The 13,453-nt window shown below is 41.5% G+C and carries 12 protein-coding genes; 11 read left to right on the top strand and 1 reads right to left on the bottom strand.

The window, feature by feature from the left end; all coding sequences use genetic code 11:
• The first annotated feature begins 599 nt into the window (after nt 1-599).
• Entirely contained in the window at nt 600-1,589 is a 990-nt protein-coding gene (locus tag ACYQ5K_RS12200) for a tyrosine-type recombinase/integrase (protein WP_459777656.1), read from the top strand.
• Between the two features lie 454 nt (nt 1,590-2,043).
• Here ACYQ5K_RS12200 and ACYQ5K_RS12195 read toward each other — a convergent pair whose 3' ends face one another.
• Nucleotides 2,044-2,304 carry a hypothetical protein gene (locus ACYQ5K_RS12195; protein WP_459777655.1) on the bottom strand — a complete coding sequence of 87 codons (261 nt, stop codon included), beginning with the start codon at nt 2,302-2,304 and terminating at the stop codon, nt 2,044-2,046.
• Between the two features lie 160 nt (nt 2,305-2,464).
• Between ACYQ5K_RS12195 and ACYQ5K_RS12190 the strand changes: the two genes are divergently transcribed.
• From ACYQ5K_RS12190 to mutS, 10 genes are all read left to right on the top strand, one after another.
• Complete coding sequence (locus ACYQ5K_RS12190) at nt 2,465-3,181, top strand: hypothetical protein (protein WP_459777654.1); 717 nt, start codon at nt 2,465-2,467, stop codon at nt 3,179-3,181.
• Nucleotides 3,178-3,588 (top strand): putative ABC transporter permease, encoded by a 411-nt coding sequence (locus ACYQ5K_RS12185; RefSeq protein ID WP_459777653.1) that lies wholly within the window; start codon nt 3,178-3,180, stop codon nt 3,586-3,588. Before ACYQ5K_RS12190 ends, ACYQ5K_RS12185 begins: the two co-directional genes overlap by 4 nt.
• A gap of 84 nt (nt 3,589-3,672) precedes the next feature.
• On the top strand, nt 3,673-3,924 hold the full coding sequence (locus tag ACYQ5K_RS12180) for a hypothetical protein (RefSeq protein WP_044999279.1): 252 nt from the start codon (nt 3,673-3,675) through the stop codon (nt 3,922-3,924).
• 184 nt (nt 3,925-4,108) lie between these two features.
• Nucleotides 4,109-4,417, top strand: coding sequence for a hypothetical protein (locus ACYQ5K_RS12175; RefSeq protein WP_195479571.1), 309 nt, complete (start codon nt 4,109-4,111; stop codon nt 4,415-4,417).
• Nucleotides 4,418-4,432: 15 nt separating this feature from the next.
• Nucleotides 4,433-4,726 carry a phage holin family protein gene (locus tag ACYQ5K_RS12170; protein ID WP_459777652.1) on the top strand — a complete coding sequence of 98 codons (294 nt, stop codon included), beginning with the start codon at nt 4,433-4,435 and terminating at the stop codon, nt 4,724-4,726.
• Nucleotides 4,727-4,785: 59 nt separating this feature from the next.
• The gene (locus tag ACYQ5K_RS12165) at nt 4,786-5,976 is read left to right on the top strand and encodes a GH25 family lysozyme (RefSeq protein ID WP_459777651.1); all 1,191 of its coding nucleotides are present in this window, start codon (nt 4,786-4,788) and stop codon (nt 5,974-5,976) included.
• 120 nt (nt 5,977-6,096) lie between these two features.
• Nucleotides 6,097-7,569, top strand: coding sequence for a tRNA (N6-isopentenyl adenosine(37)-C2)-methylthiotransferase MiaB (miaB, locus tag ACYQ5K_RS12160; RefSeq protein WP_459777650.1), 1,473 nt, complete (start codon nt 6,097-6,099; stop codon nt 7,567-7,569).
• 75 nt (nt 7,570-7,644) lie between these two features.
• Nucleotides 7,645-8,076, top strand: coding sequence for a putative ABC transporter permease (locus ACYQ5K_RS12155; protein WP_173687558.1), 432 nt, complete (start codon nt 7,645-7,647; stop codon nt 8,074-8,076).
• 285 nt (nt 8,077-8,361) lie between these two features.
• On the top strand, nt 8,362-9,867 hold the full coding sequence (locus ACYQ5K_RS12150) for a peptide MFS transporter (protein ID WP_330613986.1): 1,506 nt from the start codon (nt 8,362-8,364) through the stop codon (nt 9,865-9,867).
• A 926-nt stretch (nt 9,868-10,793) separates the two neighbouring features.
• Complete coding sequence (mutS, locus tag ACYQ5K_RS12145; RefSeq protein ID WP_330585917.1) at nt 10,794-13,451, top strand: DNA mismatch repair protein MutS; 2,658 nt, start codon at nt 10,794-10,796, stop codon at nt 13,449-13,451.
• The last annotated feature ends 2 nt before the right edge of the window (nt 13,452-13,453 follow it).

Here is a 13,453-nt window from a genome sequence, read left to right as displayed (position 1 = left end):
ATACGTTTTGTATGAATTTTTGTAACGGGATTTACCCAATGTTCTCCAGTACATGTATCGAAAAAGTGCCTGCTGGCACATACGGTATTGCTTTTTGAAGCAGTAAACATAGAAATGTAAAGGATAGTGAACTCCGGGCAATCCGAATAAGATAATGACGATTTGCATATATAGCAGAAGGAGTAATAAAAGATAACCCCTGACGATGCTATTTGCAATCAAACCATAAAATCAACAGAACCGCTTGTACTACCTTCAAGGAAACAGTTGGAATAAGTATTATCTTGTGCTATTGCCACAGTATAAAGTTGTTTATTACAACATGGTACAGGTGCTCCGCTCGCAATGTTTAAAACGGAATATGTATTAACCGCTTTTGTAATCTTGGCACATCCATTGATCATTACCAGATTTCCAATTCTATTACACTCAATCCATGAATCGGGCGTTTTAACATTAGAAGTATTAAGTGTCATGTGATATGTATTTATAGCCATTAAATTACTTTCCATATTGGTTAAAATGTTATTTGCTTTTGTTAAATTGCTATTTAGTTCAGTACGCCAGTTGGTATACTGAAAGCAAAAAAGGAGTAATGTATGGAAGCGAAAATGATGGATGTACTGCGAAGAATGCAACCGGTTTTGGATGAAATGCAACTACGGGAGCTGAAAGAAGTGCTACAGATGACATTTACCGGGTGCAGAGTGATCCAGGAAACGGACCTGCAGGTTGTAGACAGGAGCTGGGAAGTGGAGCTGGAAGAGTTTCTGATGAGTAAAGCACTGGAAGGAAAAGCATCAAAGACAGTGAAGCAATATCGGTATGAACTAGTTCGGTTACTGACCTATATCAATAAGCCGGTGAAGAACATAGATTCAGGAGATATCTCTGGATTCATGCGGACTTATAAAATGATCCGCAAGGTAGCAAACCAGACATTAAAGAATGTCCGGGCAGTGTATAGCAGTTTCTTCGGATGGCTGCGAGATCGTGACCGGATTCGGAGAAATCCGATGGTGCTGGTGGAATCTATAAAAGTAGAAAAGAAGATCCGGAAACCATATACTGATGAAGAACGGGAGCGGATGCTTCGTAAATGCAGCAGTCTTCGGGATAAAGCGTTACTAGAATTCCTATATAGCACAGCAGTCAGAGTATCGGAGCTTTCAGAGATCAACAGAGAAGATATCCGGTATGCGAATAAAGAGCTGATTGTATATGGAAAAGGAGCGAAAGAAAGGACGGTGTACATCAATGAACGAACCAACATGTATTTGAAAGAATATCTGGAAAGCAGAAAAGACAATGATCCGGCGCTATTTGTCGGAAGCAAGAAACCGAATAGCCGGCTGACGAAAACAGGAATTGAGGATATCATCCGGCGGATTGGAGAGAAGGCGGGCGTAGAAAGTGCGCATCCGCATCGATTCCGGAGAACAGCTCTGACAAATGCACTGAACCGCGGAATGCCTCTGCAGGAGGCTATGATATTTGCAGGACACGCAAAGTCAGAGACAACCATGCGATATTGTACAGTGAATCAGGAAGGTGTACGGTATCATCACTTTAAATATTTAAGCGCATAAGTAAATAAACTTATTTATTTACACTCGGCATTGGTCGGGTGTTTTTGTTATGCGCTTTTATATATGTAACTTTATCAACCAGTCAAAGGAGGGATTCTGAACTAAGTAGCAATTTATATGAAACTTATATAGATTCATCCACAAAAAGCATTTGTATACGATTCCCTAAAAATAGGATTCAAATATGTGCCGGAACAATTCACGTATATGCCTCATTGCAAAAAAATGGCACTGGATATACGGGTGTAAGTACCAAAATAGAACAATCAACATTTCCAAAACCGTTTAAATTTTTAAGAGGTTGTACAATAACTCAAAATAGTGACGATTGGGTTATGATTCTTGGAAAAACCACAACCTTGAATGGAATCTCCCAACTTCGATTAGGATATTTTGCAGCATATACAAATAAAGCTTTTTATATGGACTATATTGCAATCGGAACATATTAGAATTATTTCCATTTTCCGATTATAAGCATATCAGCTTGTACATAACACATTCCTTGCTGTGGACTGTATGCTGTAAGCTTGTACCCGGTTGTAGTCACTTCGGTAACTCCAAGACCATACAGTTCGTTAGTCTTTGCCGGAGATACTATAATTAAAGGCGCTTGCTTGAATGCTACTGGAAAACCAACCGCAGCACTAGAAGCAAAATACCAGTTATACCAACTGGTTGCAAGATTGGTATTCCAAGTATATTTACTCCACATAACCATGTCGCCGTTGGAATATTTTGTGTAATTGTAGTTATTTTTGGTTCCACGTTCTACGATTGAAATCAGATTACTGTTTATGATTGCAATATTATTATTTGCTTTTGTTAAATTGCTATTTAGTCCAGAATCCCTCTAAAAAAAGAAAGGAATAACGATGAATATACTTTTTTTAGACCAGAAAGAACCAGTTGAAGGAAAAGTAGTCAAACAAGATGATTCACATATTCTAATTGAAGGTGTAGAGAAAAACACTTCTGGGTTTCGGCTACTTACCGAGAAAGGATGTGTTTTTGGTAAGTATGAAGAGTTTACTACACTTTATAAAGAAGAAGAGAGTGGATTTATTCTGTCTAGTGACGGAAGTGTATATGTAGAACCGGAACCAATGCCAGAACCGGAACCAGAACCGGAGCCAACACCAGAACCGAAACCAGAACCATATGAGCCAACTTTGGAGGACTCGCAAGAGGCTAAAGTAGCTGAAATGAACATGGCACAACAGGGGATTATAGCTACAGGTGTGGATGTCGTTCTTACGGATGGAACTACAGAACATTTCACGTTGGAAGATCATGACCAGACAAGTCTTGTCGGATTACAAAGTCAGGTCGCAGCTGGAGAAGAAAATATTCCGTGGCACACATCGAATGAAGCGGAACACTGCAAATTCTACAGTAATGCGGACATGGGAAGAATCACAACAACCGCCATGGCTTACGTGACATGGCACGTGACATATTTCCGTGACCTGCGCATTTACATCCGTTCGCTGGAAAGCAAGGAAGATGTAGAAAAAGTCACTTACGGAATGGATATTCCAGAAGCATACCAGTCAGAGCCATTGAAAGCAATGATGGCTCAGAAATCATGAAGAAATTAAGACCGCTGATTCTGTTTGTGGTTGGCGGTCTGATTTATGTGTTTATAGAGCTTACCGCAAGAGGACGTAGCCACTGGACAATGTTTGTTGTCGGTGGATTAGCGTTTTCCCTGATTGGATGCATAAACGAGAAATACCGAAAGATGCCACTGGTTAAACAGATGGCTATAGGAGCGATTGTAATTACTGGATTGGAATTTATATGCGGATGCATTGTGAACATATGGCTAGGTTGGAATGTATGGGACTACAGCAATATGCCACTAAATCTATTTGGCCAGATATGTTTGCCGTTTACAGCGCTATGGTTCTTTCTATCTGCTGTAGCCGTGATATTAGACGATTGGATAAGACATATATTGTGGAAAGAAAAAATTCCGCATTATAAATTATTCTAAATTCAATCTCGAAAAACATCGAAAATCTCTACACCATTACATCATCTGATACAATCAAAATAAAAATATCAGAGAGGTAATGAAATGGAGAAATGTGAATTTTGTAGCAGAAAGGTACTCTTTGGCAAAAAGGATATGAGCAATCTGTTGGGCGCACGTCCGGTGGTACTTGCTAAAGGAGATCCGGTAAAACGGTTAGAGTTATGGTTGTTTGGCGGCGAAGTGGACGAACAAAGTGTACTGCATATTGGGGTATCTGATTACGGCGGTGAAGAAAACATGATGGAAATGAATATACCGATTAACTACTGTCCGAGATGTGGCAAGAAATTATAACAGAATAACAGACAAAAGGCAGACTCTTCGGAGCTGTCTTTTTTGTTGCCATTTTTAATGTGAGTACGCCGTAAAAAGCGTGATTCCGTACAATGTAAGAAAGCAGAGGATAATAACATGGAAATTAGAGCAAAGCCGTGAAAGTATTTTTTAAGAGAAAATATGAAAGCTTGGAGAGAAGAACATGGAATATGTGGGAAGAGAAGAACATACCGAATTTGCCAGACGGATACAGGAAGAGGAACATCGGCAAAACAGACGGATTGAGCTGCTGGAAGAATCCGTAAAGCAAAATACGGCGCTTACATTGTCAGTGGAAAAACTCGCTAATAATATGGAAAACATGGCGAATGAGCAAATGAGACAAGGGAAACGCCTTGAAGCCTTAGAGGGAAGAGACGGAGATATGTGGAGAACGGTTGTCAAATATGTGCTGACAACAATCCTTGGACTCGTCATCGGAGTTGTGGCAATGCAAATTGGACTTAAATAAAAGGAGAGTGAAACTATGGAACAGATTTTAAACTATGTAAAACCAGAACTGGTCGTTGTTGCGATTGTACTGTATTTTGTCGGGGTAGGTCTGAAAAACACGGAAACAGTGGCAGACAAGTATATCCCGGCAATCCTCGGAATGCTCGGTATTGTGATTTGCGGTATCTACGTGGTAGCGACTTGCGACCTTAAAGGTACACAAAATATTGCAATGGCTATTTTTACGGCAATTGTACAAGGAATTTTAGTGGCTGGACTTAGTAATTATGTGAACCAGTTGATTAAGCAGATGAATAAGGACGAATAGATACATACAGACGGAGCTATTTGTTGACCGCCAAAAGTTAGCGGTAGAAAGGAAATGTTATGGCATTAAACGGAATTGATATTGCAAGTTATCAGACAGGAATTGACCTCAATGTAGTACCGTGCGATTTTGTGATCGTAAAGGCAACAGAGGGAACAGGCTACGTGAACCCGGATTTCACAAGAGCTTACGCACAGGCTAAGAACGCCGGAAAGTGTCTTGGAATCTACCATTATGCGACTGGTGGAGATTACCAGAAAGAAGCAGATTACTTCCTTGATAGGATTGGAAAACGTGTAGGTGAAGCAATCCTATGCCTTGACTGGGAGGGAACAGGCAACCCGGCGTTCGGTAGCTCTGACTTTGCATGGTGTAAGAGTTGGCTTGACTATGTATACCAGAAAACAGGCGTGCGTCCGCTTCTGTACTGTTCGCAGTCTGTAGCCTATAAATTCAACAATATCGGGAACTACGGACTCTGGATTGCACAGTACGCAGACATGAACGCCACAGGCTATCAGGATAAGCCGTGGAATGAGGGAACTTATACTTGTGCTATCCGGCAGTATAGCTCTTGTGGCAGATTGAATGGATGGGGCGGTAATCTCGACCTGGATAAATTCTATGGCGACAAGGACGCATGGAACAAATACGCCGGAAAAGGAAACACAACCAAACCGGCAGAAACACCGAAACCGACAGTGAATACTCCGAGCGGATCCACGCTTGATCTGGTTGTTGGAGTCATGCAAGGAAAATACGGGGCTGGCGACAACCGCAAGAACGCCCTTGGAACACGGTATAACGAAGTCCAGAGTTTCATCGACCATATCTATTCTGCATCCGTAGATACACTGGTGAACGAAGTGAAAGCTGGCAAATATGGTAACGGTGACACAAGAAAGGTTGTTCTCGGTAGTCGTTACGCAGAAGTCCAGAACAAGATCAACGCTGCGTCTGCTAGAAAATCGAATGAGCAGATCGCACAGGAAGTTCTTGCCGGTAAATGGGGCAACGGAAACGACAGAAAGAATCGTCTTTCAGCTGCCGGATATGACTACAATACAATTCAGAATATCGTGAACGGTAAGTCAGGTGCTTCATCCGCACAGTATTACACCGTGCAAAGTGGTGATACGCTTTCCGGTATTGCAGCTAAGTACGGAACGACATACCAGAAAATTGCACAGCTGAATGGATTGTCTAATCCGAATATGATCTATGCCGGTCAGCGGTTAAGAGTAAAATAATTTTAACTTTCCCCAGTAGAAATACTGGGGATTTTTGTTTATAGAGATGTTTTCATTGAAAAACGTGTTATACTAAAGTATAATATGAGAGCATTACTACCAATGAAAGGAAAAATGAAAATGTCTGGATATAAAAATAAAGAGGAAATAGAAAAAATATTAGAAAGTGTCGATATAACCGGCGAAGCTCCTATTGGGGAACCAGAAAGGCAGTATTATTTTATTAAGAAAGCACGTAAATATGTAAAGGAAATGTCTGAGAAGATAGGACGCACTTTAACCGCGACTACCGTAACCTTTGGGTGTCAGATGAACGCTCGTGACTCGGAAAAGCTGGTCGGTGTTCTGGAACTGATCGGATACAAGGAAGAGCTGGATGAAGAGAAGGCAGATTTTGTTATCTACAACACTTGTACCGTCCGTGAAAATGCAAATCTGCGAGTATACGGACGTCTGGGACAGCTTGGTGCGAAGAAGAAAAAGAATCCGCATATGTTCATCGGACTCTGCGGATGTATGATGCAGGAACCGACTGTTGTAGAGAAGATCAAGAAGAGCTACCGGTTTGTCGATCTGATCTTTGGAACTCACAATATTTATAAATTTGCAGAACTGATCGTGACAAGATTTGAGTCTGAGAGAATGGTGATCGATATCTGGAAGGATACCGATAAGATTGTGGAGGATCTTCCGAGCGAACGTAAATTTTCCTTCAAATCCGGTGTTAATATCATGTTCGGATGTAACAATTTCTGCAGCTACTGTATCGTACCGTATGTGCGTGGACGTGAGAGAAGCCGTAATCCAAAAGATATCGTTCGCGAGATTGAAGGACTTGTGGCAGATGGTGTGGTAGAAGTTATGCTCCTTGGGCAGAACGTAAACTCTTATGGAAAGAATCTGGAAGAGCCGATGACATTTGCACAGCTTCTTCAGGAGATTGAGAAGATTGAAGGACTGGAGAGAATCCGCTTTATGACTTCCCATCCGAAGGATTTATCGGATGAACTGATTGATGTGATGGCACATTCCAAGAAGATATGCAAGCATCTGCATCTTCCGGTTCAGTCAGGAAGCAGCCGGATCCTGCAGAAGATGAACCGCCATTATACCAAGGAGCATTATCTTGAGGTGGTAAGAAAGATTCGCGAAGCAGTGCCGGATATTTCCCTTACAACGGATATTATCGTCGGATTTCCTGGGGAGACAGAGGAAGACTTCCAGGATACTCTGGATATTGTAAGACAGGTGCGTTATGACAGTGCCTTTACTTTTATCTATTCCAAGAGAACAGGAACCCCTGCGGCAGCAATGGAAGATCAGGTTCCTGACGATGTGGTAAAAGACCGTTTTGACCGCCTTTTAAAAGAGGTGCAGCAGATTTCAGCGGAAGTATGCTCTGTACATCAGGGAACCATACAGGATGTGCTGGTAGAAAGTGTCAACGATCATGATTCGTCACTGGTGACAGGACGAATGAGCAACAACCTCCTGGTACATTTCCCGGGAGATGAAAGCATGATCGGTAAGATCGTGACGGTTTACTTAAAAGAGGCAAAAGGCTTCTATTATATGGGCGAGCTTTGTAAATAAATCCAATGATTTGTGATAAAATCCAAAAGAAACGCTCACACTATGTAAGAGATTTGCATAGTGAGGGCGTTTTTTATGGTGAAAAGAGTGAGTAAGAGGGTAAGTGAGATAGTCTTTCTGATAGCAGCAGGGGGAAGCACCTATTATCTGATCGAGATCTGGTTTCGTGGATTTTCTCATTGGACCATGTTTGTGCTTGGGGGAGTTGCATTGACATTTTGCAGTTTTCAGGGCGAGGTAATGCACTGGTCTGAGCCGATGTGGATTCAGATTATCCGGGCAGTGCTTTTCCTGACATCCCTGGAATTTGTGACGGGGATTATCTGCAATAAATGGCTGAAGATCGGAATCTGGGATTACCGGGATCAGCCATTCCAGCTGTATGGTCAGATCTGCCTGCCATTTGTGGTGATGTTTTCGGGACTTTTATGCCTGGCGATCGTGTTTGGAGGAGTGGTGCTCTGGGGCGTATATGGGGAGGAAAAGCCGGAGTTTCATGTGTTGTAAAAGGGACTTAAGCATTTTTTTATATGTGAAAAATGACGAAATTAAGATGAAAAGAGTCGTGGGAAACCAAACTCTTTTCATCTTTTTTTGTGGATGGTTACAAAAATGAGCATAAATGCATTTTGTTAAATGTAAAATGTTGACAATTTTAGAAAAATTCAGTAAGATACAAGAAGATACAAGAAAGGTTCAAGATAAAAAACAAGTGAATATAATCATGGGAAAAGGAGGGCAGCAGGAAAAATCGGGGAAAATATAAACTGTTTTTTATTGAATGAGAAGTATATGTTATTTGGAGGAAAAATAAAAATGAATCAATATGATGAAGCCTTAAAAAAGGAGACCGCGTTTTTAGGTCAGCCTAGGGGGGTGGGGACCCTCAGTTTTGTACAGCTTTGTTCATCTTTCTCAAGTTACGCAATGAGTGCCGTAATGATCTATTACCTGTATGCAAATGCACCTGCAGGTCTTGGATTCGATAAAGCGGATGCAGCACAGTTGATTTCTTTATACGCAACTGTAGTCGGAATGACAACCATCATCGGAAGCTATGTCTGCGACCGTATCCTTGGATGTCGTAGGTCATTGCTTGTAGCCAGAGTTACCGGATTTATCGGTTATACGTTACTTGCATTTCCACTTGGGGTAGTAGGATATGCAGCAGCTATGGGGTGTATGGTATTCGGTTCACTCTTCGCAGGAAGATGTATCGAAACTCTGATCGGTAAATTCTACGATGAGAACGATGGAAGACGTGACAGTGCCTTCACAATTTCTTACGTAATTTCCAATATCGGTGCAGCGGCTCCGGCTCTTGCAGGTGTAATCGCAGCGAAATGCGGATACCACGCAGCATTCGCATTATCAGCAGTTCTCTCATTCTTAGGTACTGTTGCTTATATTGCTACCTACAAAAAATTCTTCGGAAATATCGGTCTGGAACCGGATGATCCGCTTCCGGCAGATAAGAAACGTTCTTTTGTTGTAAAAATGCTTATTGTTGTTGCTATCGTAGGAACAGCTTTAGCAGTTTCATTTGCAACAGGAAAGCTGAAAATATCTTCCTTTGCAAATGTAGTAAGTACTATTTCTATCTTTATCCCGCTTGCTTATCTTGTCTTCATCTACTCAAGCAAGAAGACAGAAAAGCACGAGAAAAAGAAAGTACTTTGCCTGCTTCCGCCATTTATCTGTAACGCCGTTACACTTTTGATCTGGACACAGACAATTTCAATCCTTGCTATCTTCTATGAAGAAAAAGTAAACCGTGTGATCTTCGGAGTAGAAATTCCGGCAGCTTCATTCCAGACAATCCCGGCAATCTTTGCAGTTTGCTTCGGTAGTCTTCTTACCATGCTTTGGACAAAACTTGGCAAGAAACAGCCATTCGGAACAACAAAGATGGGATTTGGAACGATTTTATGGGGACTTGGCGCAATGATCATTGCACTCCTTTATGTCATCTACCCAGGCGATGCAAAAGTAAATGCATGGTGGATCATATTGTTCTATGCAGTACTGATGTTTGCAGAAGGATTTACATGTCCGATCGGTTACTCCATTACAGCAGTAGCAGCACCAAAAGCCTTTGTAACACAGATGATGACTGTATGGTCGATGTCTCAGTCAGTAGGAGCTGCTCTTAACATGATCCTCGTTAACTTCTATAAAGAAGGAAGCGAAGTACCGTTCTTTATCGGAATCGGTGCGGTTGTAGCTATCCTTGGTGCGGCCGTACTCGCTTTCAGCAAGAAGCTTGCAGAAGGAATGGGAATGGAAAGAGAAGCGTAGGAAGTTTCTCGAGAATAAATCAAATAAATGTCCTCTTAAAGAAGAAGTAATAAAAAGTATCGAAAAAAGATCCTTGTCAGGCAGAGATGTTAGGCAAGGATCTTTTAATTCTATAACATTTTGCAATATTTTGTAATAAAGGAGTGTCCTAAGTGCGTATAAATTGATATTGCGTTGATTAAGAGTGATAAGGGAATGACCTGATTTATTTACACAGAAATTGGTATAGATAAGTCAAGTCATTTATTGTGCAGTATATCTGGTTATGGTAATATAAAGATATGAATTTTTCAAAAGAAAAGAGAATAAAAATGAATTTAACAAGTACAAGTAAGTTTGTAAGTTTAATCCTGCGCCATAAACCAGAAACAATTGGAATTCAGTTATGTGTTGCAGGATAAATACGAAATAAGAAATGTTTTTTTGATCGGATGGAATGTGATTTTTGAGCTTGTCTTGAAATGAATTTGAAAATTTGTTAAGATGTAACAAGTGGTCATCTGTCCAATTGAAGAAAGGACAGGTGAGCGTTATGGCTAAGGAGCTGAATGGAAAAGAGTTTGATAAAATACAAAATAAGTAAAGAAATTTATAAAAGAGAAGAGAAAATATTCGTAAAAATTTCATATTTCTGATGTGGGATTAGGGATTAGAATAATTATTTTTATAAATTCAATACTATTGATTTGATTTAGGATTAAAAGTGAAATTACCTGAATGTGCGAGAGAATATTGAAAATTCAATTTTCTCGCATATTATCAGATAAAAATAAAGAAAAGTACGAAATATTGCACGAATTGTCATGCAATATGTGACTAAAAACAGTAAGGGAATAGTATAAGAAAAGCACAAAAAACATGGCTAAAACATGGTTGAAAATATAGAAAAAAGTGCTGAAACCCTTGTAAAATAAGGAGATTTTGATATGACTGGTGAACTTACACCGATGATGAAGCAATATATGCAGACAAAAGAGGAATATAAGGATTGTATACTCTTTTACCGCTTAGGAGATTTTTATGAAATGTTCTTTGACGATGCTCTCACAGCATCAAAAGAGCTGGAAATCACTCTGACCGGAAAGAACTGCGGACTGGAAGAACGGGCACCGATGTGCGGAATCCCGTACCACGCAGTTGACAGTTATCTGAACCGTCTGGTATCAAAAGGCTATAAGGTAGCAATCTGTGAGCAGGTAGAAGATCCGAAAACAGCAAAAGGAATTGTAAAACGGGAAGTTATCCGTGTAGTAACACCTGGAACCAACCTGGATACTCAGGGACTGGATGAAACAAAGAACAATTACATTATGTGTATTGTCTATATGGCAGACCGGTACGGACTTTCGATTGCGGATGTTACAACCGGGGAATATCTGGTGACAGAACTGGATTCCCAGACAAAACTGTTGGATGAGCTTTACAAATTTATGCCGTCTGAGATTGTCTGCAATGAAGCATTTTACATGAGTGGAATGGATCTGGATGATCTGAAAAACCGCCTGCATATGGCAATTTATTCACTGGAAGCATGGTATTTTGATGATGCACTCTGCCGGGAAACTTTGCAGGAGCATTTTAAGGTGGCTTCTCTTGAAGGGATTGGACTTTCGGATTGTGAATGTGGCATGATCGCATCTGGTGCGCTTTTAAAATATCTGGAAGAAACGCAGAAGAATTCTCTGTCCCACATGAGCCGGCTGACACGTTATGCAACCGGAAATTACATGGTTCTGGACAGTGCTACAAGACGCAATCTGGAACTGGTTGAGACTTTACGTGAAAAGCAGAAAAGAGGTTCACTTCTGTGGGTACTTGATAAGACAAAGACAGCAATGGGAGCGAGAACCCTTCGAAAATATGTAGAACAGCCGTTGATCGACAAAGAATCCATTGTCAAAAGGCTGGATGCAGTTGCGGAGCTGAAGGATAACGCTATTTGCAGAGAAGAAATCCGGGAATATTTGAATCCGGTGTACGATCTGGAGCGTCTGGTTGGGAAAATCACCTATCAGTCCGCAAATCCAAGAGACCTGATCGCATTTCAGAGTTCCCTTTCCATGCTGCCGTCAGTAAAATACATATTAAAAGACATGGAAAGTGATCTTTTGAGGGAAATTTATGAAGAACTGGATCCGCTGGAAGAGCTTTGTGATCTGGTCGGACGGGCAATCCAGGAAGAACCGCCGCTTGCTATGAAAGAAGGCGGAATCATCAAAGATGGTTATAATGATGAAGTAGACCGTCTTCGAAAAGCAAAATCGGAAGGAAAGAACTGGCTCGCTGATCTGGAGACCAGGGAACGGGAAAAGACCGGGATTAAAAACCTGCGGATCCGCTATAATAAAGTATTTGGTTATTATCTGGAAGTTACCAATTCGTTCAAGGAGCTGGTTCCGGATTATTATACAAGAAAGCAGACCCTTGCCAATGCAGAGCGTTACATCATTCCGGAACTGAAAGAGCTGGAAGATACGATTTTAGGAGCAGAGGACAAACTGTGTGCACTGGAATATGAGCTTTACTGTGAGGTGAGAAATACGATCGCAGCAGAGCTGACCAGGATACAGAGAACAGCAAAGGCGGTTGCAAAGCTGGATGTGATAGCTTCTCTTGCACTGGTTGCCGAGCGCAACAATTATGTACGCCCGAAAATCAATGAAAAGGGCGTGATCGACATTCGTGATGGGCGCCATCCGGTTGTGGAAAAGATGATTCCAAACGATATGTTTATCGCCAATGATACGTATCTGGACGATAAAAAGCAGCGGATTTCCATCATTACCGGTCCAAACATGGCTGGTAAATCCACCTATATGCGTCAGGCGGCGCTGATCGTACTGATGGCACAGCTGGGATCCTTTGTGCCGGCATCTTCGGCAAATATCGGGCTTGTAGACCGTATTTTCACCCGTGTAGGGGCATCGGATGACCTGGCGAGCGGGCAGAGTACTTTTATGGTAGAGATGAACGAGGTGGCGAATATTTTGCGAAATGCAACAAACAAGAGTCTTCTGATCCTGGATGAGATCGGAAGAGGAACCAGTACCTTTGACGGACTGAGTATCGCATGGGCGGTTGTCGAGTATATCAGCAACAGCAAGCTTCTGGGAGCAAAGACTTTATTTGCCACCCATTATCATGAGCTTACCGAACTGGAAGGCAAGATCAGCAATGTCAACAACTATTGTATTGCAGTCAAAGAAAAGGGCGATGATATCGTATTCCTGCGTAAGATCGTAAAGGGCGGAGCAGACAAGAGTTATGGTATTCAGGTCGCAAAGCTTGCAGGCGTGCCGGATCCGGTCATTAACCGTGCCAAGGAGATTGTGGAAGAGTTGGTAACGGCGGATATCACCGGCAAGGTCAAGGATATTGCAGTACAGGGCAGTGAGACAAAGAAAAAGCCGCAGAAGAAACTGGACGAGGTAGATCTGACACAGTTTTCTCTGTTTGATACCGTAAAAGATGATGATGTGTTAAATGAGTTAAAGGAACTTGATATCAGCCATATGACGCCGATGGACGCGATGAATAAACTGTATCAGCTACAGAACAAGCTGCGTAACAGATGGCAGGCCTGATG

The organism is Allocoprococcus similis, assembly GCF_054660775.1.
This window is presented reverse-complemented; position numbering and strand designations above follow the sequence as displayed.

What these genes read in the sequence shown, in the direction of transcription:
- ACYQ5K_RS12165 (WP_459777651.1), top strand. Translation starts at nt 4,786, where the DNA reads ATGGCATTAAACGGAATTGATATTGCAAGTTATCAGACAGGAATTGAC.
- ACYQ5K_RS12150 (WP_330613986.1), top strand. Translation starts at nt 8,362, where the DNA reads ATGTTATTTGGAGGAAAAATAAAAATGAATCAATATGATGAAGCCTTA.
- ACYQ5K_RS12175 (WP_195479571.1), top strand. Translation starts at nt 4,109, where the DNA reads ATGGAATATGTGGGAAGAGAAGAACATACCGAATTTGCCAGACGGATA.
- ACYQ5K_RS12200 (WP_459777656.1), top strand. Translation starts at nt 600, where the DNA reads ATGGAAGCGAAAATGATGGATGTACTGCGAAGAATGCAACCGGTTTTG.
- ACYQ5K_RS12185 (WP_459777653.1), top strand. Translation starts at nt 3,178, where the DNA reads ATGAAGAAATTAAGACCGCTGATTCTGTTTGTGGTTGGCGGTCTGATT.
- ACYQ5K_RS12155 (WP_173687558.1), top strand. Translation starts at nt 7,645, where the DNA reads ATGGTGAAAAGAGTGAGTAAGAGGGTAAGTGAGATAGTCTTTCTGATA.
- ACYQ5K_RS12195 (WP_459777655.1), bottom strand. Translation starts at nt 2,304, where the DNA reads ATGTGGAGTAAATATACTTGGAATACCAATCTTGCAACCAGTTGGTAT.
- mutS (WP_330585917.1), top strand. Translation starts at nt 10,794, where the DNA reads ATGACTGGTGAACTTACACCGATGATGAAGCAATATATGCAGACAAAA.
- ACYQ5K_RS12170 (WP_459777652.1), top strand. Translation starts at nt 4,433, where the DNA reads ATGGAACAGATTTTAAACTATGTAAAACCAGAACTGGTCGTTGTTGCG.
- ACYQ5K_RS12190 (WP_459777654.1), top strand. Translation starts at nt 2,465, where the DNA reads ATGAATATACTTTTTTTAGACCAGAAAGAACCAGTTGAAGGAAAAGTA.
- miaB (WP_459777650.1), top strand. Translation starts at nt 6,097, where the DNA reads ATGTCTGGATATAAAAATAAAGAGGAAATAGAAAAAATATTAGAAAGT.
- ACYQ5K_RS12180 (WP_044999279.1), top strand. Translation starts at nt 3,673, where the DNA reads ATGGAGAAATGTGAATTTTGTAGCAGAAAGGTACTCTTTGGCAAAAAG.